Annotated in this window: 29 protein-coding genes; 12 read left to right on the forward strand and 17 right to left on the reverse strand. The window is 62.5% G+C overall.

Going from position 1 to position 23268, the window contains the following annotated elements; genetic code table 11:
• Window positions 1–5 precede the first annotated feature (5 nt).
• The 5 genes from secG (at window position 6) to AC4GYV_RS03865 (ending at window position 4573) form a co-directional block, all read left to right on the forward strand.
• Window positions 6–374, forward strand: coding sequence for a preprotein translocase subunit SecG (gene secG, locus AC4GYV_RS03845; protein WP_491099335.1), 369 nt, complete (start codon window positions 6–8; stop codon window positions 372–374).
• A gap of 73 nt (window positions 375–447) precedes the next feature.
• Window positions 448–2082, forward strand: coding sequence for a CTP synthase (gene pyrG, locus AC4GYV_RS03850; RefSeq protein ID WP_491099336.1), 1635 nt, complete (start codon window positions 448–450; stop codon window positions 2080–2082).
• Between the two features lie 69 nt (window positions 2083–2151).
• Complete coding sequence (locus AC4GYV_RS03855) at window positions 2152–2301, forward strand: lmo0937 family membrane protein (RefSeq protein ID WP_491099337.1); 150 nt, start codon at window positions 2152–2154, stop codon at window positions 2299–2301.
• Between the two features lie 57 nt (window positions 2302–2358).
• Window positions 2359–3324, forward strand: coding sequence for a thioredoxin-disulfide reductase (gene trxB, locus AC4GYV_RS03860; RefSeq protein ID WP_491099338.1), 966 nt, complete (start codon window positions 2359–2361; stop codon window positions 3322–3324).
• Window positions 3325–3343: 19 nt separating this feature from the next.
• The gene (locus AC4GYV_RS03865; RefSeq protein WP_491099339.1) at window positions 3344–4573 is read left to right on the forward strand and encodes a type III PLP-dependent enzyme domain-containing protein; all 1230 of its coding nucleotides are present in this window, start codon (window positions 3344–3346) and stop codon (window positions 4571–4573) included.
• On the opposite strand, the gene truA is transcribed toward AC4GYV_RS03865, so the two are convergent.
• Entirely contained in the window at window positions 4570–5310 is a 741-nt protein-coding gene (gene truA / locus AC4GYV_RS03870) for a tRNA pseudouridine(38-40) synthase TruA (RefSeq protein ID WP_491099340.1), read from the reverse strand. The genes AC4GYV_RS03865 and truA overlap by 4 nt on opposite strands.
• Window positions 5307–6209 carry a methionyl-tRNA formyltransferase gene (gene fmt / locus AC4GYV_RS03875; RefSeq protein ID WP_491099341.1) on the reverse strand — a complete coding sequence of 301 codons (903 nt, stop codon included), beginning with the start codon at window positions 6207–6209 and terminating at the stop codon, window positions 5307–5309. Before fmt ends, truA begins: the two co-directional genes overlap by 4 nt.
• Window positions 6210–6257: 48 nt before the next feature.
• On the opposite strand from fmt, the gene recR reads away from it, so the two are divergent.
• Genes recR through AC4GYV_RS03895 form a run of 4 tightly spaced genes read left to right on the forward strand, consistent with a single transcriptional unit; the run spans window position 6258 to window position 8181 of the window.
• Entirely contained in the window at window positions 6258–6854 is a 597-nt protein-coding gene (recR, locus tag AC4GYV_RS03880) for a recombination mediator RecR (RefSeq protein ID WP_491100383.1), read from the forward strand.
• 11 nt (window positions 6855–6865) lie between these two features.
• A complete protein-coding gene (locus AC4GYV_RS03885; protein ID WP_491099342.1) occupies window positions 6866–7222 on the forward strand; it encodes a VOC family protein in 357 nt (118 codons plus the stop codon).
• Window positions 7223–7253: 31 nt separating this feature from the next.
• Window positions 7254–7793 (forward strand): peptide deformylase, encoded by a 540-nt coding sequence (gene def / locus AC4GYV_RS03890; RefSeq protein ID WP_491099343.1) that lies wholly within the window; start codon window positions 7254–7256, stop codon window positions 7791–7793.
• A 7-nt stretch (window positions 7794–7800) separates the two neighbouring features.
• Window positions 7801–8181, forward strand: coding sequence for a DOPA 4,5-dioxygenase family protein (locus AC4GYV_RS03895; protein WP_491099344.1), 381 nt, complete (start codon window positions 7801–7803; stop codon window positions 8179–8181).
• On the opposite strand, the gene AC4GYV_RS03900 is transcribed toward AC4GYV_RS03895, so the two are convergent.
• Entirely contained in the window at window positions 8178–8570 is a 393-nt protein-coding gene (locus AC4GYV_RS03900) for a four-helix bundle copper-binding protein (protein ID WP_491099345.1), read from the reverse strand. The two genes, AC4GYV_RS03895 and AC4GYV_RS03900, sit on opposite strands and share 4 nt — an antisense overlap.
• A 159-nt stretch (window positions 8571–8729) precedes the next feature.
• On the opposite strand from AC4GYV_RS03900, the gene AC4GYV_RS03905 reads away from it, so the two are divergent.
• Window positions 8730–10097, forward strand: a complete 1368-nt coding sequence (locus AC4GYV_RS03905; protein ID WP_491099346.1) for a DNA recombination protein RmuC — start codon at window positions 8730–8732, stop codon at window positions 10095–10097.
• 38 nt (window positions 10098–10135) lie between these two features.
• On the opposite strand, the gene AC4GYV_RS03910 is transcribed toward AC4GYV_RS03905, so the two are convergent.
• Genes AC4GYV_RS03910 through AC4GYV_RS03945 form a run of 8 tightly spaced genes read right to left on the reverse strand, consistent with a single transcriptional unit; the run spans window position 10136 to window position 15586 of the window.
• The gene (locus AC4GYV_RS03910; protein ID WP_491099347.1) at window positions 10136–10477 is read right to left on the reverse strand and encodes a COG3650 family protein; all 342 of its coding nucleotides are present in this window, start codon (window positions 10475–10477) and stop codon (window positions 10136–10138) included.
• Between the two features lie 10 nt (window positions 10478–10487).
• Window positions 10488–11285, reverse strand: a complete 798-nt coding sequence (locus tag AC4GYV_RS03915; protein WP_491099348.1) for a TrmH family RNA methyltransferase — start codon at window positions 11283–11285, stop codon at window positions 10488–10490.
• A gap of 3 nt (window positions 11286–11288) precedes the next feature.
• Complete coding sequence (locus AC4GYV_RS03920; RefSeq protein WP_491099349.1) at window positions 11289–11561, reverse strand: HPr family phosphocarrier protein; 273 nt, start codon at window positions 11559–11561, stop codon at window positions 11289–11291.
• Window positions 11558–11965, reverse strand: coding sequence for a PTS sugar transporter subunit IIA (locus tag AC4GYV_RS03925; protein WP_491099350.1), 408 nt, complete (start codon window positions 11963–11965; stop codon window positions 11558–11560). The genes AC4GYV_RS03920 and AC4GYV_RS03925 overlap by 4 nt, the downstream gene beginning before the upstream one ends.
• A 4-nt stretch (window positions 11966–11969) precedes the next feature.
• Window positions 11970–12896, reverse strand: coding sequence for an RNase adapter RapZ (rapZ, locus tag AC4GYV_RS03930; RefSeq protein WP_491099351.1), 927 nt, complete (start codon window positions 12894–12896; stop codon window positions 11970–11972).
• On the reverse strand, window positions 12893–13339 hold the full coding sequence (locus AC4GYV_RS03935) for an HPr kinase/phosphorylase (RefSeq protein ID WP_491099352.1): 447 nt from the start codon (window positions 13337–13339) through the stop codon (window positions 12893–12895). Before AC4GYV_RS03935 ends, rapZ begins: the two co-directional genes overlap by 4 nt.
• Complete coding sequence (locus tag AC4GYV_RS03940) at window positions 13336–14907, reverse strand: sensor histidine kinase (RefSeq protein WP_491099353.1); 1572 nt, start codon at window positions 14905–14907, stop codon at window positions 13336–13338. Before AC4GYV_RS03940 ends, AC4GYV_RS03935 begins: the two co-directional genes overlap by 4 nt.
• Complete coding sequence (locus tag AC4GYV_RS03945; protein WP_491099354.1) at window positions 14876–15586, reverse strand: response regulator transcription factor; 711 nt, start codon at window positions 15584–15586, stop codon at window positions 14876–14878. Before AC4GYV_RS03945 ends, AC4GYV_RS03940 begins: the two co-directional genes overlap by 32 nt.
• 240 nt (window positions 15587–15826) lie before the next feature.
• On the opposite strand from AC4GYV_RS03945, the gene AC4GYV_RS03950 reads away from it, so the two are divergent.
• Together AC4GYV_RS03950 and AC4GYV_RS03955 are read left to right on the forward strand one after the other, a co-directional pair.
• On the forward strand, window positions 15827–17461 hold the full coding sequence (locus tag AC4GYV_RS03950; RefSeq protein ID WP_491099355.1) for a phosphoenolpyruvate carboxykinase: 1635 nt from the start codon (window positions 15827–15829) through the stop codon (window positions 17459–17461).
• A gap of 38 nt (window positions 17462–17499) precedes the next feature.
• Window positions 17500–17946 carry a hypothetical protein gene (locus AC4GYV_RS03955; RefSeq protein ID WP_491099356.1) on the forward strand — a complete coding sequence of 149 codons (447 nt, stop codon included), beginning with the start codon at window positions 17500–17502 and terminating at the stop codon, window positions 17944–17946.
• Here AC4GYV_RS03955 and AC4GYV_RS03960 read toward each other — a convergent pair.
• The 6 genes from AC4GYV_RS03960 to pseF are packed head-to-tail and all read right to left on the reverse strand — an operon-like array spanning window position 17871 to window position 23268.
• Window positions 17871–19361, reverse strand: coding sequence for a hypothetical protein (locus AC4GYV_RS03960; RefSeq protein WP_491099357.1), 1491 nt, complete (start codon window positions 19359–19361; stop codon window positions 17871–17873). The genes AC4GYV_RS03955 and AC4GYV_RS03960 overlap by 76 nt on opposite strands.
• Before the next feature lie 51 nt (window positions 19362–19412).
• Complete coding sequence (hisF, locus tag AC4GYV_RS03965) at window positions 19413–20186, reverse strand: imidazole glycerol phosphate synthase subunit HisF (protein WP_491099358.1); 774 nt, start codon at window positions 20184–20186, stop codon at window positions 19413–19415.
• Window positions 20180–20800, reverse strand: a complete 621-nt coding sequence (hisH, locus tag AC4GYV_RS03970; RefSeq protein WP_491099359.1) for an imidazole glycerol phosphate synthase subunit HisH — start codon at window positions 20798–20800, stop codon at window positions 20180–20182. Before hisH ends, hisF begins: the two co-directional genes overlap by 7 nt.
• Window positions 20797–21945 (reverse strand): N-acetyl sugar amidotransferase, encoded by a 1149-nt coding sequence (locus AC4GYV_RS03975; protein ID WP_491099360.1) that lies wholly within the window; start codon window positions 21943–21945, stop codon window positions 20797–20799. Before AC4GYV_RS03975 ends, hisH begins: the two co-directional genes overlap by 4 nt.
• Window positions 21945–22583 carry a pseudaminic acid biosynthesis-associated methylase gene (locus AC4GYV_RS03980; protein ID WP_491099361.1) on the reverse strand — a complete coding sequence of 213 codons (639 nt, stop codon included), beginning with the start codon at window positions 22581–22583 and terminating at the stop codon, window positions 21945–21947. The genes AC4GYV_RS03975 and AC4GYV_RS03980 overlap by 1 nt, the downstream gene beginning before the upstream one ends.
• Window positions 22573–23268 carry a pseudaminic acid cytidylyltransferase gene (gene pseF, locus AC4GYV_RS03985; protein WP_491099362.1) on the reverse strand — a complete coding sequence of 232 codons (696 nt, stop codon included), beginning with the start codon at window positions 23266–23268 and terminating at the stop codon, window positions 22573–22575. Before pseF ends, AC4GYV_RS03980 begins: the two co-directional genes overlap by 11 nt.

Here is a 23268-nt window from a genome sequence, read left to right on the forward strand (position 1 = left end):
ATCCGATGTTTGAATTTCTGCTGATCGTCCAAACCCTCGTCGCTATCGCGCTCATCAGCGTCATCCTGATGCAGCGTTCCGAAGGCGGCGGCCTCGGCGTCGGCGGAAGCTCTTCGGGCTTCATGACTGCCCGCGGCGCAGCGGACTTCCTGACGCGCTCGACCTCGATCCTGGGCGGAACGTTCATCATCCTGTCGATCGTGATGGCGGCGATTGCCGGAGCGACGCGCGAGCCGGTGAAGATCGATACGTCGCGCGTGAACAAGGCAATGCCGGTCGAGCAGTCGCAGCCTGTGCAACCGACGACGGCTCCTGGCCAGCCCGCGCAGGCTCCTGCCAACCAACAGGCGCCGGCTGTTCCGCTCGCCCAATAATTCGGCGGCGCACAAACTTTTTTTGCCGCGCGGGTTGCGCACCCGCGCACAACATCCCTAAGCCTCAACTCCCATGGCGCGGTTCGTTTTTGTCACCGGCGGCGTGGTCTCATCGCTCGGAAAAGGTCTTCTCTCCGCCTCTTTGGGGGCGCTTCTCCAGGCGCGTGGCTACAAGGTCCGCATTCGTAAATTTGACCCGTATCTCAACGTAGATCCGGGCACGATGTCGCCTTACCAGCACGGCGAAGTCTATGTGACCGACGACGGCGCGGAGACCGATCTCGACCTCGGTCACTACGAACGTTTCACTGGCGTTTCGTCGAAGCAGTCCGACAACATCACCACGGGTCGTATTTACCGCGACATCATCGCGCGCGAACGGCGCGGCGATTATCTCGGCGCGACTGTCCAGGTCATTCCGCACGTGACCAACGCCATCAAGGAATTCGCGATCGCAGACGTCGACGGCTGCGACTTCGTGATCTGTGAGATCGGCGGAACCGTCGGCGATATCGAGAGCTTGCCCTTCATCGAATCGATCCGGCAGCTGAGGAACGACCTCGGCCGCGGCAACTCGGTGAGCGTACACACCACGCTTGTTCCGTGGATCAATGCCGCGGGCGAGCTGAAGACCAAACCGACCCAGCAGTCGGTGCGCGAACTATCGAGCCTCGGCGTTCAGCCCGAAGTGCTGCTCTGCCGCTGCGACCGGCCGTTGCCGGAATCGGAGCGCGAGAAGATTGCGCTCTTCTGCAACGTCCGGAAATCGGCCGTCATCCCCGCGCTCGACGCGCGCAACATCTACGACGTGCCGCTCCAGTATCACGAAGCAGGGCTCGACGACGAAGTGCTCTACGCCTTCGGGATCGAGGACGCGCCCAAGCCGGACATGAGCCGCTGGAACGAAGTGATGGACCGCATCGACCATTACGACAGCGAAGTTACGATCGGCGTGGTCGGCAAATACGTGGGCCTTCCCGACGCGTATAAGAGCCTTCGCGAGGCGCTGATTCACGGCGGCATCTCGAACCACGCCAAGGTCCACATCCAGTGGATCGACGCTGAGCTGTTCGAGCATGACGGCTCGGAAGTCATGGCTGAGCTCGAGCCGCTTCATGGCATCCTCGTCCCCGGGGGGTTCGGCGAGCGGGGCAGCGAGGGCAAGATCGCCAGCGTGAAGTTCGCCCGCGAGCGCGAAATCCCCTTCTTCGGCATCTGTCTCGGCATGCAAATGGCCTGCATAGAAGCAGCCCGTAACCAAGCTGGTATCGCCGAAGCTTCAACGACCGAGTTCGGCGAGACGCCAGAGCCGGTCGTCGGCCTCATCACCGAATGGATGAGCGAGGAGGGCTTGCAGACCCGGGCCGCTGGCGGCGACCTTGGCGGCACGATGCGCCTCGGTGCTTATCCGGCCAAGCTGACCGGCAACAGCGTCGTCCATTCGATCTACGGGACGGACAACATCAGCGAACGGCACCGCCATCGCTACGAGGTGAACATCCACTACAAGGACAAGCTCGAGAGAACCGGTCTGCTCTTCTCGGGCATGTCACCGGATGGCGAATTGCCCGAGATCGTCGAGCGTCCCGACCACCCCTGGTTCGTCGGCGTGCAGTTCCATCCGGAGCTGAAGAGCCGGCCCTTCGAGCCGCATCCGCTCTTCGCCAGCTTCATCGAGGCTGCGGTCAAGCAGAGCAGGCTGGTCTGATTTAATTTAGTCCTTGGAACAGTGTTCCTGCAGGTCCGTTACGCGGGCGTATCCCTGGAGGAAACACCCATGCTTCTGACGATCGCTATCATCCTGCTCATTCTGTGGGCGCTCGGCTTCTTCGCGTTCCATGTCGCGGGCGGCCTGATTCACCTGCTGCTTGTGATCGGCATCATCGTGCTGATTTGGAACTTCATCGCAGGCCGTCGCACGGTTTAAACTTCTGGTAACACGCTGACATTGCGGCGCGGCGTCACGCCGCCTAGATGCTGTGGCATGACCAACAGCATTTCTACGCGCGTGGCCGTGCTCGGCTCCGGACCGGCTGGTTATACCGCCGCCATCTATGCGGCGCGTGCAGGCATGATGCCCATCGTGATCCAGGGCATTCAGCCGGGCGGCCAGCTCACGACCACCACGGACGTCGAAAATTATCCCGGCTTCCGCGACGTCATTCAGGGTCCCTGGCTGATGGAGGAGATGCAGGCCCAGGCCGAGCATGTCGGCACGAAGATCATCTGGGATCACATCACCGAAGTCGATCTTTCGCGGCGGCCATTCCGGCTCGTCGGCGACGGCGGTACACAATATTTCGCTGACGCCTTGGTAATCGCCACCGGCGCCCAGGCGAAGTGGCTAAACCTGCCTTCGGAAGAGCATATGAAGGGCAGGGGCGCCTCGGCGTGCGCGACCTGCGACGGCTTCTTCTATCGGGGCAAGCGAGTGGCAGTGATCGGCGGCGGCAATACCGCGGTCGAAGAAGCGCTATACCTCACCAACCACAGCCACGACGTCACCTTGATCCATCGCCGCGATTCGCTTCGGGCGGAGAAGATTCTGCAGGACCGGTTGTTCGCGCACGAGAACATCAAGATCATCTGGGATTCGGAAGTCGCCGAGTTCGTCGGTGGCGGCGATCCCGAGGCTTTGGTCGGCCTCGACATTCGCAACCGCATCACTGGGGAGATCACGCGATTGCCCGTAGAGGGCGCTTTCGTCGCGATCGGCCACAAGCCCGCGACTGAGCTGTTCGTCGGCAAGCTCGACCTGGACGAGGACGGCTACATTAAGGTCGAACCGGGCACGACGCGCACCAGCATCCCTGGCGTGTTCGCCTGCGGCGACGTGATGGACAAGATCTACCGCCAGGCGGTCACCGCGGCCGGGACGGGTTGCATGGCCGCGCTGGACGCGGAAAAATATCTGGCCGCCATGGAATATGAGGCAATAGCCGCGGAGTGACTCAGCTGGGGGGCGCTGAATGAAGCCGACGGGTCCGATCCCGCCACATTTTTACGCCAACGAAGACAGCCAACTCGTGATCGGCGCCCTCAGCGTCGCCGAGATCATCGAGGAAGCCGGCGGCACGCCGCTATTCGTCTACGACAACAATATCATCGGCGGGCAGATTGCGGCGCTCCGAGCAGCGATGCCGGATGGGCTCGCCATATATTATTCCGTCACTGCAAACCCTTACGAGCCACTGCTCAACTTCCTTGGGCGGTATGTCGACGGCTTCCGCGTCGTTTCACGGGGCGAGCTGGAGCATTTGAAGCGCGCAGGTCTTGCAGGCATCGGCATGACGTTCGCAGGACCAGGCAAGACGGACGATGAGCTGGAAGCGGGGATCGAAGCGGGCGCCACGATCAGCGTCGAAAGCGAGGGCGAGGCCGCCCGCGCCATTCGCGTGGGCGAGCGCCTGGGCATTCAGCCAAGGCTCGCGGTGCGCGTGAACCCGCCTTTCTCGCTCGAGCATGGTCGTCTCACCATCGGTGCGCGGCCCAGCCCCTTCGGCGTGGATGCGGAGCGAGTGCCGGCGCTGGTCGAAGGCTTGATCGAGGCCGGTGTCGACTGGCGGGGCCTTCACATCTTCGCGGCAGCCCAATGCCTGGACGATTCCGCCCTGATCGAGGCCCACAAGGCCATCATCGCCTGCGCAGGAGACATCTCGCGGGTCATCGACCGGCCGCTCCCCGAACTGAACCTCGGTGGCGGCTTCGACGTGCCCTGCTTCCCGGGCGAGCAGCCGATCGATGTCTACCGGATGGCGACTGCACTGCATGAGACGGTGTGCAACGGCCCTGAACTGCTTGCTACGACGAGGCTGTCGCTTGAGCTGGGCCGCTGGCTCGTCGCTGAGGCTGGCGTCTACGTGATGCGGGTCATCGACCATACCGACAGCTGCGGCGAGACCTTCCTCACCACCGACGGCGGCGGCCATCATCTGCTGGGAGCGACCGGTTGCCTCCTCGAGCGAGGCCACGCGAACTTCCCCATCGCCGTGGCCAACCGCTTCGGCGTACCGCCGGAGGAGCAGGTCACCGTCACCGGCTGCCTTGCAACGCCGCATGACGTCTTCGGCGACGAGGTCATGCTTCCGCATGCGGTGCCGGGCGATCTGATCGCCATCTTCTGCGCGGGCGCCTACGCGCTCTCGGCGAGCCCTCAGGGCTGGGAAAGCCGTCCGCCAGCTCGCGAGATCATGGTCTAGGGATAGACGGCGTCAACGAAATAGAGACCGTGTGACGGGGCATTGAGGCCGAGAGCAGCACGATCTCGCGCTTCTAGCGCTTTGCGAATGTCCTCCGGCTGCCATTGGCCTCGACCAACAAGTGCGAGGCAACCGACCATCGAGCGCACCTGATGGTGGAGAAAGCTGCGCGCCGCGGCCTCGATATGGATCTCTTCCCCCACGCGCTGGACGTCCAGCCGATCGAGTGTCTTCACCGGGCTGTCCGACTGACAATGGACCGATCGGAAGGTCGTGAAGTCGTGGCGGCCAACGAGCATTGCCGCGGCTTCCTGCATCGCGTCGACATCCAGCGCCACGGCGATATGCCACACCCGGCCAACATCGAGGGCCGGCGGCGCGCGCCGATTCAGGATGCGATAGCGGTAGCTCCGGCCCACACATGAAAAGCGCGCATGCCAGTCATCCGGCACCTCAGCCACCTCGAGAGCGGAGATCGGGTGAGGGCGCACCAAGGCATTCAGCCCTTCGCGCAGGCGATGCGGTGTTAGCGACTTCGCCACATCCACGTGAGTGGGCATGGCCAGGGCGTGGACGCCCGCATCGGTGCGCCCAGCCGCCGTGAAGACCGCCTTTTCGCCTGTCATCCGCTCCAGCGCTTCCTCAAGCGTCTGCTGGACGGAAGGGCCGTGGTCCTGGCGCTGCCAGCCCATGAAGGGCCCGCCATCATATTCGATCGTCAGCCGCCAGCGGGTCACGCGAGGACGGTGCCCTTGGGAATTGCGAAGCCGCGCAGAAGCTCGGCCGTGCGCATCACTCCACGTCCGGCGCGCTGTACTTTCACTGGTCGGATGACCCCTGAGGTACCGGCAATGGTCAAAGCATCGTCCAGAACCTCGCCGGCATTGCCCGAACCCCCTTGTTCGGCCTTCGCCTCAAGCAGACGAATGCGTTCACCGGCGACTTCAAACCAGGCACCTGGTGATGGTGCAAAGGCGCGGACCTGGCGCTCAACTTGCTCTGCGGATTGGGTCCAGTCGATCCGTGTCTCAGCCTTGTCGACCTTTGAAGCGTAAGTGACGCCCTCCTCGGGCTGCGGCTTCGGAGGCGTCGGATCTTTAAGCCACTCAATCAGCGCTTCCGCGCCCAGTTCGGCAAGTTCTTCCGTAACTTGCCCAGCATTCTTGCCGCGAATGTCGAGCTCGCGCATCAGCAGCATCGGGCCGGTATCCAGCCCCTCATCCATCTGCATGATCGTGACGCCTGTCGTCTCATCGCCCGCCAGGATCGCGCGCTGGATCGGTGCCGCCCCCCGCCAGCGCGGAAGCAGCGACGCATGGACGTTCACGGATCCGTCCTTCGGCGCTTCCAGGATCGGCTTCGGCAGGATCAAGCCATAGGAAGCGACTACAGCCAGATCAGCCTCGAGCGCGCGGAAACGTGCTTGCTCCTCCTCGTTCCGCAATGTCCGCGGCGTCCTTACTTCGATACCCAGCTTCTCCGCCCGTTCGTGCACCGCAGTCTTGCGATCGCCCTTTCCGCGCCCCGCCGGCCGCGGCGGCTGCGAATAGACCGCGATCACCTCGTGCCCGGCCTCTATCAAAGCGTTGAGGCTAGGCACCGCGAAGTCCGGCGATCCCATGAAGACGATGCGCATGCGCCGCCTATGGCGAAAGCCGCCGGAATTGCCTACCTCAACAGCAGAGTGGCCAGTCAGGAAATCGAAGCACTAAGCCAAGCGCTCGCGCGCCTACCGGGGCTGGGCCCGCGGTCGGCGCGCCGTGCCGTGCTGCACCTGATGAAAAAGCGCGAGACGGCGTTGCAGCCTTTGCTCAGCGCTCTTCAGAACGTAGCCGACAATCTCTCTACCTGCTCAGTCTGCGGCAACGTCGACACGTCGGATCCCTGTTCGATCTGCTCGGACCCGCGCCGCGACGATAAGTCGCTTTGCGTGGTGGAGGAGGTCGCTGATCTCTGGGCGCTCGACCGTTCACGGCTCTTTCCCGGCCGGTATCACGTGCTCGGAGGTCGCTTGTCTGCGCTCGACGGCGTTCGACCCGAGGATCTCACCATCGACCAGCTCGTGGGACGCGTTTCGAAGGGCGGCATCGACGAGGTCGTTCTCGCCATGAATGCGACCCTGGAGGGCCAGACCACTGCCCACTACGTCGCCGAACGCCTTGAAGGATTTCCTATCCGCCTCAGCCAGTTGGCGCACGGACTTCCGGTCGGTGGTGAGCTCGACTATCTCGACGAAGGAACATTGGCGCAGGCGCTTCGCGCACGCCGTCCCATTGCTTGAAGGAGCGGATCATGCGGGTCACCGGTATCGGCGGATTGTTCTTCAGGGCGCGCGATCCGGATGCGCTCAAGAAATGGTACTGCGAGCACCTCGGCATTGGCTGCAACGACTGGGGTATGTGGGACCAGCAGGCAGGAACGACTGTCTTCTCCCCCTTCAAGGCTGATACCGATTACTTCGGCGCCGACCACCAATGGATGCTGAACCTCCGCGTCGATGGCCTCGATGAACTGCTGGAAAAGCTTCGCGGTTCGGGCCTCGACGTAACGACCAAGCCCGAGTGGGACGACCCCGCAACCGGACGCTTCGCCCGGATCCACGATCCGGAGGGAAACCCGATAGAGCTGTGGGAACCCCCAGCGGATTGAAACCGAGGGCATATTTGCCATATTGGCAGCTATGGCCATTCGACCGATCGTTGAAGTTCCCGACCCGCGCCTGCGCGAGATCTCCAAGCCCGTAGAGGCGGTGGATGAGAGCGTGCGCACGCTCGTCGCCGACATGTTCGAGACGATGTATGACGCGCCGGGTATCGGCCTGGCGGCGATCCAGGTCGGCGTCCCGCAGCGGATCCTCGTGATCGACCTGCAGGAGCCGACGGAAGAGGGCGGAGAGCCGGTCAAGGACCCGCGCGTCTTCATCAATCCCGAGATCCTCGAAACCTCCGACCAGGACGTTCCCTATACCGAGGGCTGCCTGTCGGTGCCGGACCAATATGCGGAAGTGGATCGCCCCGACCGCATCAAGGCCCGCTGGCTGGACCTCGACGGCAAGCCTCACGAGGAAGTGGTCACCGGCCTTCTGGCGACCTGCCTGCAGCATGAGATGGACCATCTGAACGGCGTGCTGTTCATCGATCATCTGTCGCGCCTGAAGCGAGACATGATCCTCAAGAAGCTGAACAAGCAGCGGAAAGAACAGCAAAAAGCGGCGGCCTGAGTTGCCCATGGGCGACGTCGGCGCTCCCTTCCACGCCCACATCTATTATTCCGACGACGAGCGGCCCGCCGCCCAAGCCCTGCATGCGAATTTTGCAGACGGACGCCCGGCGGTCCTGTTCGTTGGGCGAATGACCGATCGCGACGTAGGCCCGCATCCGATCCCCCAGTTCGAAGTGCATTTCCGCGAAGAGGCACGCTCGGCGGTTGTTGCCGCCATAGAGGCCTCAGGCCTTCGGGCGCTAGTTCACCCGCTCACCGACGACGATCTCGCCGACCACACGAACCTGGCTCACTGGATCGGCGAACCTCTTAAGCTGGACGTTAAGACCCTGGACCCGCCCGGCCAGAACAAGGGAATTCCCCGCTTCGGAAGGACGGACTTCTAGCCGCCGATCGACTCCGCGGCGACACGGCAATCGGCCGCGCATTCGCGACACATCTGCGCACAGAGCTTGCAATGCTCGTGATCGTGCTTCTCACATTCCGCCGCGCACGCGTCACAGACCCGGGCGCAAAGTTCGAGCATTTCGCGGAGGACCTGTTCGTTGGATCCCGTGCGGCGGACGGCCAGCTTGCCCGTCGCCTCACAGACGTCGGAGCAATCCAGGCACGTTCGAATACACTCGCGCATGTCCATCTTTTCGGCTGCGCAGGCGTCGGCGCAGCTAAGGCACATGCGCGCGCAGTACATCAGGTGGTGCGCCGCATCGGCGAGCGGCTGGTTCACGTGACCCTGCACGTCGGGGTGCAGGGCAATCATCTTGCGAATGGACATTGGGCCTCCTCGTCGGTGCCAGCGTAGCGAACTAACTTACCCCTTCGTTCCTTTTTCTGTGGATTGAAACCTCCGTCGCGCTTTCGCCGAGTTCGAAAGCGGTTGAGACTGCTCCTCAACTGAGTTAGTGTTCCCACTTTGTTCCGAGGGGTAACGGTCATGAATGCGACCGTCTTGTTGTTCGTCATTGGTGCTTTGGCTGTGGGGGCGGTGATCGGCTGGCTGCTCGGCAGTCGCGGAGGCGCGGGCGCGAAGCAGACTGTCGAAAACCTTCGGATGCAGCTTAACGAGGTCGCAAAGGAGCGCGACGCCAATCGGGGTGCTGCCCAGGATCTGGCGGCCGTGCGGGCAACCCAGGCTGAGCGTGACCGTGCTTTCGAAGAGCGAATTGCAGAGCTGACCGCCGCGCGCGAGGCGCTGACGGCTCAATTCGCCGAGGTGGGCGGCAAGCTGCTCGAGGGGGCGCAGAAGCAGTTCCTCGAGCGCGCAGACCAGCGATTTCGTCAGTCGGAAGAAAGCGCCGGGACCAACCTCAAGGCTCTGCTCCAACCGGTCCATGACCGCCTGCAGCGCTATGAGGAGACGGTTACCAAGGTCGAGGAGGACCGCCGCAAGGAGTTCGGGCTTCTCACTGGCCAGATCGAGGCGATGCGCAGCGGTACGGAGCGCGTCTCCGCCGAAGCCGCGAAATTGGTGAATGCGCTCAGGAATGCACCTAAGGCGCGTGGGCGGTGGGGCGAGCAGCAGCTTCGCAACGTGCTGGAGACCTGCGGGCTCTCCGAACATTGCGACTTCGAGACGGAAGTCAGCATTGCTGGCGAGGAGGGAAGGCTACGGCCGGACGTGGTGGTTCGGGTGCCCGGTGGCCAATCGCTGGTGATCGACGCCAAGGTCTCGCTCAACGCCTATCAGGATGCCTTCGGCTCGGTGGATGAGACGGAACGGGCTGCGCATCTCGCGACTCATGCAAGCGCGATCCGCACGCATGTGAATACGCTCGGAGCCAAAGCTTATTGGGCGCAATTTCCGGACGCGCCGGACTATGTCGTAATGTTCATCCCGGGCGAGCACTTCCTGACGGCGGCACTCGAGCAGGACTCGACGCTTTGGGACTATGCCTTCGAGAAGAAGGTGCTCCTTGCCACGCCGACCAATCTAATTGCGATCGCGCGCACAGTCGCGGCTGTGTGGCGGCAGGAGAAGCTGGCCAAGGAAGCGCGGCAGATCGGCGAATTGGGCAAGGAACTCTACGAGCGCCTGGCAAAGGCAGCCGACGACATGCGCAAGGTCGGCAGTGGCCTTTCGACGGCGGTCAACAATTACAATAGCTTCGTCGCCAGCTTTGAAGGCCGCTCGCTGGTTACTGCGCGCAAGTTCCGCGACCTCAACATCGAGCCGACCCGGCGGGAGATCGAAGTTCTCCAGCCGGTGGAAGCGCTGCCGCGCTATGCAGAAGGCGAGGGCGCTGAGGTCTTCCCGTTCCACGGTTCCGACGAGGAAGACCCGCCGCAAATCGCGGCCGAATAGTCACGGCAAAAGCGCCGCTGTTCGTGACGTTAGTGACGCTATAGCCCGCCGCACCCGTTGAACTGGCGTCCGTCGACGATGACCTGCACCCGGTCCGGATACGTCCGGTCGCTCATGCCATCGCTGCACACGCCATGGACGATGTTCACGTTGATCCGCTGCGACCGATAGATTTCGCCCGCAACGCCGTGGATGACCTGTGGCGTCGGCTGCTGGATCGGCTGCGCATCCGGCTGGGTGAAGGTCAGGTGATGCTCGTCGATGAGCAGGTTCCAGAACGGCTCCGTCCCAACCGCATGGTAGGGCGGCGGGGGAGGGGGCGGCAGCGGTGCGCAGGCGCTGGCCAGCACGATAAGCGGAATGGCAATTGCAACCTTCATGGGGCCATCCTTAGCGCCAACTCGCCTTGATCGCGAAGGCCATAACGGCAGTGGCCACGGCTGCGTTGAGGCTGTCCGCGCGACCGGCCATGGGGATTTTCACGAGCAGGTCGCACTCGGCTTCGTAATCGGCGGGCAAGCCCTGCTGCTCGTTGCCGATCAGCAGGAAGCAGGGCTGGGTATATTCCGCATCCAGATAGTCGTGCGTAGCTTTGAGGCTAGTGCCCACCAATTGACCCTCGCCAGCGCGCAACCACTCGATGAACTCAGGCCAGCGAGCGGTTGCGACTTCCTGGGTGAAGATGGCGCCCATGGAAGCTCGCACCGCCTCGACCGAGAAAGGATCGGCGCAATCGTCGATCAGGATCAGGCCGCCCGCGCCAACGGCGTCGCCGGTGCGTAGGATTGTGCCGATGTTCCCAGGATCTCGCAGCGCCTGGGCCACGATCCAAAGTGGAGACTTGGACCGGTCGATCCGGTCTAACGCCGTGGATGGCTGCCGATAGGCACCGAGCAGCATCTGCGGATTGTCCTTGCCCGACATCTTCGAGAGGATGTCGGGATCCGTCTCGATCGCATCGCCGCCTGCCGCTTCGGTGGCCTCGATGATCTCGGCAGCCAACGGGTGCCGTGCACCCTCAGCGGAAAAGGCGACGATCTCCGGCAGGCGTCCGCTGTCCCGCGCTTCGGTAAGGATCCGCAGTCCCTCGGCAAGGAAGAGCGCTTCCTCGCGCCGCGCCTTCTTCTCTCGCAGCGACCGAAGCCGCTTCACCGTCGGATTTGAAAATGCCGTGATCTGACGAGGCATCGGCTATTCCTCGCCGAAGCGATCCTCGACGAGCTCCACGAGCTGGATCAGCGCCTGGTCCGAGCCATCGCCCTCGACGTGGATGATGATCGAATCGCCCAGCGCCGCGCCGAGCATCATCAGGCCCATGATCGAGGTGCCACAGACGCGATTGCCGTCCTTTTCGACCTCGATCTTGGCGTCGATGCCGCTGGCGAGATTGACGAACTTGGCGCTGGCTCGCGCATGAAGTCCGCGTTGGTTGGTGATCCGGACTTCCCGGCTGACCGCGCTCAAGCGGCGGCTTCCCCGAGGATTTCCGAAGCGACGGAGATGTACTTGCGGCCAGCCTCGCGAGCTGCGGCGACCGCGGCGTGCACGGGCATAACCTTACGGGCGCCCTCGAGGCGAATGAGCATCGGCAGGTTCACGCCAGCGATGACCTCGATATTCTCGCTCTTCATCAGGCTGATGGCGAGGTTGGACGGCGTGCCGCCGAACAGGTCGGTGAGGATGATGACGCCCTGACCCTGCTCGACGCGGCCGATGGCGTCAGCGATATCGCGACGCCGCTCTTCCATGTCGTCGTCAGGACCAATGCAGATCGGCTCGATGGCTTCCTGCGGGCCGACCACATGTTCCATTGCGGTGACGAATTCGGCCGCGAGGCGGCCGTGGGTCACCAGCACCAATCCGATCATTTACTCAACTGCCTTCGCTCTCGCTTTCCGCGGCACGTCCCGGATGTCGCTCGATCGTGTCGCTTAGCGGCGAGGCAAGATCGCGGTGTCGCACGTTGGGAGCAAATCCCGCCAGTCGCAACCGTTCCGCCATTTCGACAGCCGCAGCGACCGAGCGGTGGCGTCCTCCTGTGCATCCGAACGCAACGGTCACGTAACTTTTTCCAGCTGCCCAGTAGCGGGGAATCCAATCCTTGAGAAGGGATTCGATACGGTCGAGCGCCTCGTTCCACTCGGGCTGCTCCCTGAGATAATCCCTGACCGGGACATCTTCGCCGGTCAGCGGCCGCAATTCGTCGACCCAATGGGGGTTGGGGACGAAGCGCATGTCGAACACGAGATCGGCAGTCCGGGAGATTCCGCGGGCGAAGGAGAAGGAGGAGACGGTCAGGACAGGTTGATCGCTGTCGCCGCCGTAACGCAGGCGCAGCTCGTCCCTGAGCTCGGCGGGGCTAAGGTCGGTCGTATCGATCACCGCATCGGCTGCTGCCTTGAGCGGAAAGGTCTGGCCACGCTCACGGGCGATGCCGTCTTCGGCGGGACGATCAGGCGCCAGGGGATGCCGTCGGCGCGTCTCGTCGTACCGCTTGATCAGCTCTGCGCCGTTGCAGTCGAGATAGAGCAACTCAGCCGAAACGCCGCTGATAGAGTGGATCAGTTCGATCAGCTTTTCGGCGTCGAAGCCGCGGCTCCGGACGTCCATGCCGATCGCGGCTGGGACGGTACGGCATTCGCTGCCGCCGTGGACGAAGCCTTCGAGCAGGTCTGTCGGCAGGTTGTCGACGACGTCCCACCCCATGTCCTCCAGTGCGTCGAGCACCGTCGACTTGCCCGCACCGGACATGCCGGTGACGAGCAGCAGGCGCGGCAGGCGCCGCGCCCGGTCGCTCAAAACTTGAGACCCATTCGATCGAGGGCGAGCGCGACCTTGGACGGCGCCGAGGCGCTCATCGCGTCGATGCTGATCAGCGGGATTCGCACACCGAGCACCGGCCGTTCGCGATTCTCGTCGGGCAAACGCTGAATCTCGCTAGTGAGCTCCACGAACAGCGCCACGGGCATGTTGTTGACCGTTTCCATGTCGACGATGCCGATGCCGCGGATTTCGAGCTTACCGGCGATATTTGGCGGCGCGGACGCAATCAGCCGTTCTCCATCGCGCCGGATCAGAGTGCGATCGTCGCTGACCAGCGTGAAGCCGCGGTCTAGCAGCCGCAGCGCGAGGTCGGACTTGCCTGCGCCGGAAGGCCCCGAGATCAGGACTGCACGCCCGTCGACGGCGACCGTGCTGGCGTGAATGGTCTCTGCGGAAAGCCGCTGTGCCGGCTGATTCATGCGCGGTCAGCTGCTGGAAGGCGAATAGTGAAGCGGGCGCCCGAGGGGGCGTCGTCGCGGTCGTGCACGTCAATTTCTCCGTCATGTCCTTCGACAATCGCGCGGGCTATCGCAAGGCCCAGACCCGAATGCCGTCCGAATTCTTCTCCTTCGGGGCGTACTGAATGGAAGCGGTTAAAAATGGCTTCCCGAGCTTCGGGCGGAACGCCGGGGCCTTCATCGTCGATCCTGATGCGCACCTCGTCGCCGACACGGGCCGCCGCAATCTCCACCAGGCCTCCTGGCGGGGAGAAGCTGATCGCATTGTCAATGATGTTGTTGATGGCGCGCGCCAGCCGATCCGGCTTGCCCATCACGGCGGCCGTATCCTTGCGCGGCCGGGCAAAAGCGATTCGCGCGTCGCCAGTCTCTCGCCTGGTCTCCCAACTGTGAACAAGCTCCTCGATCAGCGGGCCAAGGTCGACGCGGTCGAAGGTGGCCCGCGCAAGCTCCGCATCCGTGCGGGCAGCCTCGCTGATGTCGTTGATCAGCCGGTCCAGCCGACCGACGTCGTCGCGAGCGATGCCCATCAGGCGGCGCCTGAGATCCTCATCCTCAACACGGTCCAAGCCGTCGACGGCCGAGCGCAGCGACGCGAGGGGGTTCTTGAGTTCGTGCGTCACGTCCGCGGCGAATGCTTCCATATTGTCGATGCGCTGCCGCAGCGACTGGCTCATGTCCGATACTGCACGTGCGAGGAGCCCAATCTCATCCTGGCGAGAGGGCAGACGAGGGACCCGCACTTCCCTCGAGCGGCCGAGGCGCACACGGTGGGCCGCCAAGGCGAGCCTTCGAAGCGGCCTGACGATCGTCCGAGCCATGAACATCGACAGAAACACCGACAGCAGGATCACAGACACCATGGCTGCGATGATCCCGGCGCGCTGCCGCCGGACCGCATGGGTGAAGCTACGATCGTTATTGGTGGCGAGCAGCACACCCCCATCCACAGGGACGGCGGCGCTAATCACAGGGGTTAGATCTGGGGCGTTGCGAACCTTCGTTGCCGAGCCGCCTTTCGACAAAGCCTTCACAGCTTCGGGCCAGGCCTGGAGCTTGTCCACAGCCGGTTCTTCGTAGTCAGGCAGCTGCCGCGCGCCGACGATGAAATTGAAACCACGATCAAGAGCGCGGGCGACGTCCTTCGTCCATTTCTGCGTCGAGGGATCTGCCAGCTCGTATGTTGGTCCAGTCAACTTCCAGCTATCGATGAGCAGGCTTCCATCTTTTCCGTAGAGCCGCAGCCGATCGGTATTCGTCTTCGAAATGGTCGCTAGCATCGCCGGCCATTCATCACGTGGGGTGTGCGAGAGGGCAGCCGCGGCTGTCGCTGTTTCGATTCGCGTCTGCTGCGTGCGTTCCTTGCTCAGCCGATTTCGAAAGACGTCGAGATAGAGCGTGCTTAGTGCAACGAGCACGACCGTCAGCAGATTGAGCGCGAGAATCCGGTGCGCTAGCGTCCAGCGCCCCGACCAGCTTAGCGCCAGGTCGGCTTCGTCACTGCTCGTCGAAACGGTATCCGACGCCATAGAGGGTATCGACTGCATCGAACTGGGGGTCTGCTGACCGGAACTTGCGCCGGATTCGCTTGATGTGGCTGTCGATGGTGCGGTCGTCGACATAAACGTCGTCGTTATAGGCCACATCGAGCAGCTGATTGCGAGTTTTCACGACACCGGGGCGCTGAGCGAGCGCTTCTAGGATGAGGAACTCGGTGACTGTCAGGCTGACGTCCTTGCCGTCCCATCGGACCTTGTGACGCGCGGGGTCCATCGTGAGGCGGCCACGCTCAATCAGCGGCGGCTCGGGTTCGTCGTTCTCGGCGGCTGCCTCCCCGCGCGCCAGTTGTTGGCGGCGCAGCAATGCGCGGATTCGCGCGATCAGCAGCCGCTGGGAGAAGGGTTTCGAGATGTAATCGTCGGCGCCCATCGCAAGCCCGAGCGCCTCGTCCAGCTCATCGTCCTTCGATGTCAGGAAGATAACGGGGATCGTGCTGAACTCACGGACACGGCGAAGCAGCTCCATGCCGTCCAGGCCTGGCATCTTGATGTCGAACACGCCGAGATCAGGCGGGTTGTCGCTGATCGCCTTGAGGGCGACCGCCGGATCGGAATAAACGCGGGTGACGAACCCTTCCTGCTGAAGCGCGATCGACACCGAAGTCAGGATATTTCGGTCGTCGTCGACCAGCGCGATCACTTGGCTCATGCGCCCTTTCCAGCTGTTCGGCCGACCGTGAGTGGGGATTAGCCACAGCCCCATCTACGCACAAGGCGTGCCTCTGTGTGGATGCGGGACAATGTTATCGCTATCATGTGCCGCTACGGGCGGTTCGAGCGCTATCCCGTTTTGACCGCGCAACTTTTTCGGGGTTATAGGCGCTGCATACGTATGCGGCGGCAGGCCAAAAGGCCGCCGCCGTTCGGCAATTTGGTATAGGGGTATCTAGTGACCGACCGGGTTCCACTGAGCGGCCTTGACTCGCAGGGCATCGCAACTGGCGCAGAGATTTTCTGGAATCTCACGACCGCGCCGCTCGTCGAGCATGCGGTTCGCCGCGGCGAGGGCCAGCTGACGAAGGACGGCGCGCTGCTGGTCGACACCGGGAAGTTCACTGGTCGCAGCGTGAAGGACAAATTCGTGGTTCGCGACGCCACGACCGAGGACACGATCAACTGGGGCTCGATCAATCAGCCGATGACGGTTGAGCACTGGGCCAATCTGAAAGCCGATTTCATGGCCGCGCTGAAGGAGCAGAACCAGCTCTACGTCGCGGACCTGTTTGGCGGCAGCCAGCCGGAATATCGCGTGAACGTGCGCGTGATCACACAGCTGGCGTGGCACAATCTCTTCGTTCGCACCCTGCTGGTGCGACCAGAGGTTGAAGAACTCGCCCAGTTCACGCCCGAGTACACGATCGTCAACCTGCCCAGCTTCAAGGCCGATCCGGCGCGTCACGGTAGCCGCAGCGACACCGTCATCGCCGTCAATCTGACCGAGAAGATGATCCTGATCGGCAACACCGAATATTCGGGCGAGATGAAGAAGGGCGTGTTCGGCCTGCTCAACTTCCTGCTCCCGGCGGAAGGCGTGATGCCGATGCACTGTTCTGCCAACATCGGTGCGGACGGCAAGAGCGCCATCTTCTTCGGCCTATCGGGCACGGGCAAGACCACGCTATCGGCGGATGCAAGCCGCACGCTGATCGGCGACGACGAGCATGGCTGGTCGGATACGGCCGTCTTCAATTTCGAAGGCGGCTGCTATGCCAAGATGATCAATCTCTCGGCCGAAGGCGAGCCGGAGATCTACGCGACGACCAAGATGTTCGGCACGATCCTCGAGAACGTAACGATGGACGAGGTAACGCGCGAACTCGACTTCACCGACGACAGCAAGACCGAGAACACCCGCGGAGCCTATCCGATCGAGTTCATTCCGAACGCGAGCAAGGAGAACCTCGGTCCGCCGCCGTCGACCATCATCTTCCTGACCGCTGATGCTTTTGGGGTGTTGCCGCCGATCTCCCGGCTGACGCCCGACCAGGCAATGTACCACTTCCTGTCCGGTTACACGGCCAAGGTCGCGGGCACCGAGATTGGCGTAACGGAGCCCACTGCGACCTTCAGCACCTGCTTCGGTGCGGCATTCATGCCCCGCCCGCCATCGGTTTACGGCAACCTGCTCAAGAAGCGGATCGCCGAGGGAGGCGCGGAATGCTGGCTGGTGAATACCGGCTGGACCGGCGGCAAATATGGCGTCGGCAAGCGAATGCCGATCAAGGAAACGCGCGCTCTGTTGAACGCCGCGCTCGATGGCAGCCTCAACAACGTCGAGTTCCGCAAGGACCCGAACTTCGGCTTCGAGGTCCCGGTGTCTGTTCCCGGGGTCGACACTTCGATCCTCGACCCCCGCAACACCTGGTCGAACCCAGCGGACTATGACCGCACGGCGGCCAAGCTCGTCGACCTGTTCGTCGAGAACTTCGCTCAATTTGCGGATCAGGTGGACGAGGGCGTGCGACAAGCTGCACCGAAGCAACAAGCGCAAACACAAGCTCAGACTCAACCGACAGCTGCATAGGCCCGATCACTGGTCGGGCCCTCACAAGGACCCGATCAATGACTGAATTTCGCCCAAGACTTTTCACTTCCGACGCGGAGATCGAGCGCCTCGGCGAAGGCCTTCTCGCGCGCACGTTGCGAAGGAAGGAATGGACGCACGAGGCGCACCTCGCCGCGACGACTTATCTGCTGCTCAAGCGGCCGGATATCGATCTCGACGCAGAGCTTCCGGATATCATCCGCGGCTTTAACGAGAGCGTCGGCGGCGTGAACAGCGATCGCGAAGGCTATCACGACACGATCACGCGCGCCTTCCTGCATGGCGTTCGGCTCTTCCTGGCGGAAGCCGACACGAACGAGCCCCTGCATGAGTTGGTGAACGAGTTGTTGTTGTCGCCCATGGGGCGGCGGGACTGGCCGTTACGCTTCTATTCGCGCGACCGGCTGTTCTCAGTGGCGGCGCGGCGCGGCTTCGTGACCCCGGACGTCGCGGCCTTTCCGTAAGCCGAGAAGTAATCCGTCCCCGGCGGAAGGAGCACTCGGCCAGCCTGCATCCCCGATTTGACGTCAAGCGCCGTTGGGTCGCTTGGCGGGGGCCGGAGCATGAACCGCGCTTTCTGAACGGTGTAGCGGATCGGATCGACGATGCGCCCGTCGATTCGCGCCATGTTCGGGTGAATACCGACGTCGAGCTCCGGCAGGAGTTTGCCGCCGGTGCGGTAGAAAGAGCCGAAAAGTAGGGCGCGCTTACGTGCGTGGGGGGGCAGGCCGGGGTCAGCGATGAAGCGCTGTAGCTCCTCGGCCGTGTTCGCCATCACCGATGCGCCGAGAGAGCCGCCAAGCCATGTGCCGACGACGGCGTTCGGGACGCCGAGATAGGATGCCTCCAGACCGATAGTCGACCCCGTAGTCACGACCGAATGCGCTGCGCGAACGATGGCGTAGCTATCCGCCGGGTCTTGAGGATCGAGGACTAGAGCGCCCCGGCGCTTCAGCTCGGCGAAATCCCATTCGCGCTTCCATGCCGGATGCTTGAAGCGCAGGTGCGGGTGAAGCCGGATGAGTGGCTGAAGACCTAGCGCCTTGCAGATATGGCAGAGAGCCAGCGCGATCTCATATTGCGTCGGGAAGCTTCCGTACAAAGCATCGTCCGTGACCGCGAACATCTCGTCCGAAGCCGATGTGAAGAAGGCAACCGCCTGGCCTTGTCGCATATCCGCCGGTAGCGACCCGGCTCGTTGTTTTGCGGTCATCAGGCCAACTTCGGTGTTGGCATCTTTCTTCAGGCGAGCTCGGAAGAAGGTTTCGCCTGCCTCAGCGTCAAAGTGATGAGCTTCGATGATGCGCTTCAAAGCATCAGGGTGATGCACCGATCCAACTGCCGAAATATAGCGGTTGCCGGCTGAGCCCTGCTCGTAGCGGATCACCTCAGACTCCTGCTCGAGGATGTCGCAGAGGGGTCGCGAGTAGCAGTGGCGGCCGTTGAAGATCACGATCTTGTCGTAACGCAGTTCACGAACCGCCTGTCCGATCTGCAGTGATAGGTGAGCGGTCCGCCAGGCGGGCTCCAGCACAGAGCCATATTCTTCGAGACCGGACGGGTACTGGATCGTTGTGAGGCTGGAGACGGAGCTTAGGACGGCGAGACCGACCTTTGCACCGTCGAATTCGTAACTTCGCAACGCGTCGTACTCGCTCGGCAACGGCGGAATGTTGCCGCCTTCGAGGCCGAGCCCGCCGGTCATGTTTCGGCCGTTGATGACCGGAATCACAAACCGCTCGATCTTGCGATTGAGGGTTTCAGTGAACTTGTCGCGTTGGCGCCAGTGGGGCGACGTGCGGCTGCACAATGTGAACAGGTTCAGCGCATCGACCTGTGCGTCTCCGTAAGTGCGGGCGAAATCGCGTTCGACCGCCATGCAAAACGACCACGGATTGGCAGAGGCGATAAGGATGCGCTCAGGCACAGCTCAAACTTCAGCGAGGCCGACATTGTGGCGGACTGGGATGCCTGAAGCAGCAAGCGCCTTCTTAGCTTCGGCCGGCGTCTGCTCGGTGAAGTGGAACATGCTTGCCGCCGCAACGGCGGAAGCGCCGGCCTCTACCGCTTCGACCATGTGCTGGTAATTGCCCGCACCGCCTGACGCGATCACGGGCACATCAACAGCCCTCGCCACCTCCGCAATGAGGTCGAGGTCATAGCCTTCCATTGTGCCGTCCCGGTCCACGGAGGTCAGGAGGATCTCACCTGCGCCGATAGAGACTGCTTCGCGCGCCCACTCGGCGGGCTGGCGAGAGGTCATCTGCTTGCCCGATCGAGAGACGCACAGGAGATCGCCTTTCTGGCGGGAAGCGTCGATACTGACGACGACGCACTGCGATCCGAAACGCCTCGCGGCTTCCTTGATCAAATCTGGATCATCGTAGGCGGCCGTGCCGATGCTGACCTTGTCAGCGCCAGCGCGCAGCAAGTCCGCGATCTGCTCTGGCTGCCGGACTCCGCCGCCGACGGTCAGCGGCACGAAACAATAAGGCGCGAAGCCGCGAACCCATTGATCGTCAGCGGAACGGCCCTCCTGGTTGGCGCTGATGTCGACCACAATCAGTTCGTCGACGTCTCGGGCATTGTAGACTTTCACAGCGGGAAGGACGGTGCCAACTCTGCGCCAGCTGTCGAAGCGAACCCCTTTGACCAAGCCGGGGTTCTTCCAAAGCAGTGTCGGGATCACCCGAACCTTCAGCATTCTCCGAGCTCGATGAAATTGCGGAGCAATCGAAGGCCGGCCTTGCTGCTCTTCTCGGGATGGAACTGCGTGCCCCAGACGTGATCCTTGCGAACTACCGCTGTGACCTCGCAGCCATAATCGACGGTGGCCAGGACATTCTCGGGATCGGCCGGCTGGAACGCGAAGCTGTGGACGTAATAGTAATCGGCAGCTCGAGGTAATCGGTCGAAAAGCGGATCCGGGCGGGTGGCACGGGTCTCGTTCCAACCTACGTGCGGCACTCGCTCGGTGCAGCCTAGCGATCTCAGGGACGTGATCTGGCCAGGAATGAGTCCAAGGCCACGTCGCTCGCCGCCCTCGCTTCCCCTGTCCGCAAGGAATTGCATTCCGAGACAGATGCCTAGCAGCGGCGTTCCGCTACGGACTGTCGTGCGAATCCGATCGGACCAACCCCGTTGCTCAAGTCGCTCCATACCCTCTGCGAATGCGCCGACGCCGGGCAGGATAACCCGTTCGGCGTCATCAAGATCTGCAGGGGCAGCGGCGATGAAGGGACGATACCCCAATGTATCGACGGCCTTCTCCACTGAGGCCAAATTGCCCATGCCGTAATTGACGATGGCGACCTTCATGCGTTGTCGTAGTTGAGCTTCGTCAGATTGCCGTGGCGGTCCTTCTTGAGGTTCCCGTTTGCGTCCTTCTCAAAGATCGCGGCGTTCGTGTAGCTGTCGCAGACCTTCACGAATTCGTCGACGCCCATGTCGAGCGGCGCGAGGATCTGGTCGATTGGCTTATCAAGATAGGTCCAGGGAAACTTGCCGTCGCGCTCACGAACGATAGCCAAGCCGTCTTCGCGTGAGATGCGTCCGCGGCGAATATGCAGGCAGGCAATGTCAGTCGCTCGGCCAAAGCCGAACTTCAGGAACTTGAAATAGTCGTGGATGCCCGTCTGATGATTATCGAGGTTCTCGTAGGTGACCATCGATCCCTCAACCGCGTGGTCGAGCGTGGTGAAGCCATGTGCACTTGAAATCAGAGCGTTCGAAAGCCCGTCCCATGGAATGTAATGGCCCAAGAAGAGACCGGTCACACCGACGCGGCTGAGCTCCTCATCAGTCGGATATTGATACGGCAGCAGCTTGTGAGCGGGAATGCCGTAAGCTTCAGTCAGGTCTGAGACCCGAAGGCCCAAAAGGCCGCCGAACTCTTCCAGCCAACGGCGCGTGAGCACGTTCGAATCCTGCGCGGCGGCAGGGCCGCCATATTCGTTTTGGCTGTTCTCTCCCCAGACGATCAGCGGAACATTGAATTGGACGGCGGCCCTCACCGGGATGGTGAAGATGCCGACGTGCTCCGGCCAGCTGATGTCCCCGACCTCCGTCAGGCCGATGCGGTTCAGCTTCGCCCGGATCAACGGGTCTGGCGAGAACTCGACATAGTCGACACCGAGGTGTTTGATGTTCTCAATGTTCTTACGGCCGATGGCAGACAGGTCGCAGGTCGTCGCGGTGACGCAGAGGGGATTGAGCCCCATCTGTAGCATGCGAACGACCTGATAGGTGCTGTCCTTGCCCCCGGAGACTGGGACGATGCAGTCCCAGTTCCTTCCGCCGGCGCGATATCGCGCCAGAATCTCTTCAAGCTCAGTGGCACGTTCGTCCCAATCTACTTCCGCTCGACGTTCGTAAGCCCGGCAGGCGCTGCAGACACCTTCTTCGTCGAATTGCAGATCAGGCTTGGTATCGGGCATGACGCAGCGAGCGCAGTAGCGAAGCATCAGCGGCTGCCCTTTTCGAGCAGGAACCAGTTGATGTCGTCCTGTGGGAAAGCGGAATCGCGCCGATAGCAGAAACCGTAGTCGAGCAGTTTCAGGTCCGTGAACCTGTCGAGCATCTCGCCAGCGAAGTCGCGTTTGAAGAGGCGGTTCTCATGGCCGCGGTATGCGATCGCGACAGGAGAGGGGCTGTAATATTCCGCAATGAGGACCAGGCGTTTCGAAGCTTCGTAGAGACGGTCGTACGCAGTCGGCAGCAGGTCCGGATTAAGATGGATCAGCACGCCCTTGCTCAGGGCCAAGTCGGACTGTCGAGGCTGCCAGTCGGCGATCGAGCCGTTGAAGACGTTCTCGTCGCCGATTAGCTGCGCAAGCTCCTCTGCTGCGTCCAGATTGATCTCCACGGCCGAGCAAGCAATTTCCGGATAGAGCAGGCGGAGCGCGCGCAGGTTCATCCCGACATTCGCGCCGATTTCCGCGCAGGACGTTATCGCACCGGCGCTTCCCAGCGCCTTGGAGAAGAATGCGAGGTTCGACGCAAGGAGCGCGTCACTCCGATTGCGGCCGATATATTCGGTCCCAAACTCGCCTGCCCAGAATTGCTCCTGCGGCGTTCCATACTCTTTGCCGCTACTCGCCACGCCGTTGCTTCCATTCGCGAAATTGCCGTTCCGCCATGGCCCAGTCTTCGGGTGTGTCAATGTCGACGGCGCGTTCTGGCGGCAATTCGATGAAGGTCGTGCGCTCGCCGTAGATCGGACGGCGCTCTTTCCAGGCGTCAGCCGAGCCCCAGTAGAATTGGCCGGCGTCATAGTAAGTGGGCTGCAGGTCCTGCGAGCGCGTGAGCGCATGACTTGGGAGCATCAGGTTCATCGAGCCAGCACTGCTCTTCGTAAAGGCACGCTGCGCCGGTCGGATGAACCGACCAGCGGTGAAGATATAGTCCCATTTGCCTGCGGCCTGGCTTGCCGCATTAAGGTCCTCTGGCAACGTGAAGGCCGCCGTCCCGTATAGACAGCAGGCACTGTCGAACTCCCAGCCTTCATCGACGGCCCAATTCACGGCGTGGCTCACGACCTCGAGCGTACCGGAATGGTCGTCGGCAAGTTCGGCCGGGCGGATGAACGGGACCTCAGCTCCTGCTTCAGCAGCAACTTCAGCGATCTCCGGATCGTCGGTCGAGACCATTACTCGCTCGAACAGTCCAGAGCTTAAGGCCGTCTCAATCGGCCATGCGATTATCGGCTTACCCGCGAAGTCGCGGACGTTCTTGCGCGGGATGCGCTTGCTTCCGCCACGGGCGGTTACGATCGCGATAGCAGCCAC

The sequence above is a fragment of the Sphingomonas sp. SP4 genome, assembly GCF_058313375.1.

Coding starts and splice junctions, on each gene's coding strand:
- hisF (WP_491099358.1), bottom strand. CDS start 20,186: ATGCTGAAGGTTCGGGTGATCCCGACACTGCTTTGGAAGAACCCCGGC.
- AC4GYV_RS03960 (WP_491099357.1), bottom strand. CDS start 19,361: ATGGCGGTCGAACGCGATTTCGCCCGCACTTACGGAGACGCACAGGTC.
- AC4GYV_RS03955 (WP_491099356.1), top strand. CDS start 17,500: ATGACTGAATTTCGCCCAAGACTTTTCACTTCCGACGCGGAGATCGAG.
- trxB (WP_491099338.1), top strand. CDS start 2,359: ATGACCAACAGCATTTCTACGCGCGTGGCCGTGCTCGGCTCCGGACCG.
- def (WP_491099343.1), top strand. CDS start 7,254: ATGGCCATTCGACCGATCGTTGAAGTTCCCGACCCGCGCCTGCGCGAG.
- AC4GYV_RS03945 (WP_491099354.1), bottom strand. CDS start 15,586: ATGAGCCAAGTGATCGCGCTGGTCGACGACGACCGAAATATCCTGACT.
- AC4GYV_RS03940 (WP_491099353.1), bottom strand. CDS start 14,907: ATGGCGTCGGATACCGTTTCGACGAGCAGTGACGAAGCCGACCTGGCG.
- AC4GYV_RS03925 (WP_491099350.1), bottom strand. CDS start 11,965: ATGATCGGATTGGTGCTGGTGACCCACGGCCGCCTCGCGGCCGAATTC.
- AC4GYV_RS03885 (WP_491099342.1), top strand. CDS start 6,866: ATGCGGGTCACCGGTATCGGCGGATTGTTCTTCAGGGCGCGCGATCCG.
- AC4GYV_RS03975 (WP_491099360.1), bottom strand. CDS start 21,945: ATGCTTCGCTACTGCGCTCGCTGCGTCATGCCCGATACCAAGCCTGAT.
- AC4GYV_RS03935 (WP_491099352.1), bottom strand. CDS start 13,339: ATGAATCAGCCGGCACAGCGGCTTTCCGCAGAGACCATTCACGCCAGC.
- AC4GYV_RS03865 (WP_491099339.1), top strand. CDS start 3,344: ATGAAGCCGACGGGTCCGATCCCGCCACATTTTTACGCCAACGAAGAC.
- AC4GYV_RS03905 (WP_491099346.1), top strand. CDS start 8,730: ATGAATGCGACCGTCTTGTTGTTCGTCATTGGTGCTTTGGCTGTGGGG.
- fmt (WP_491099341.1), bottom strand. CDS start 6,209: ATGCGCATCGTCTTCATGGGATCGCCGGACTTCGCGGTGCCTAGCCTC.
- AC4GYV_RS03855 (WP_491099337.1), top strand. CDS start 2,152: ATGCTTCTGACGATCGCTATCATCCTGCTCATTCTGTGGGCGCTCGGC.
- hisH (WP_491099359.1), bottom strand. CDS start 20,800: ATGAAGGTCGCCATCGTCAATTACGGCATGGGCAATTTGGCCTCAGTG.
- AC4GYV_RS03900 (WP_491099345.1), bottom strand. CDS start 8,570: ATGTCCATTCGCAAGATGATTGCCCTGCACCCCGACGTGCAGGGTCAC.
- AC4GYV_RS03895 (WP_491099344.1), top strand. CDS start 7,801: ATGGGCGACGTCGGCGCTCCCTTCCACGCCCACATCTATTATTCCGAC.
- AC4GYV_RS03915 (WP_491099348.1), bottom strand. CDS start 11,285: ATGCCTCGTCAGATCACGGCATTTTCAAATCCGACGGTGAAGCGGCTT.
- pyrG (WP_491099336.1), top strand. CDS start 448: ATGGCGCGGTTCGTTTTTGTCACCGGCGGCGTGGTCTCATCGCTCGGA.
- secG (WP_491099335.1), top strand. CDS start 6: ATGTTTGAATTTCTGCTGATCGTCCAAACCCTCGTCGCTATCGCGCTC.
- AC4GYV_RS03910 (WP_491099347.1), bottom strand. CDS start 10,477: ATGAAGGTTGCAATTGCCATTCCGCTTATCGTGCTGGCCAGCGCCTGC.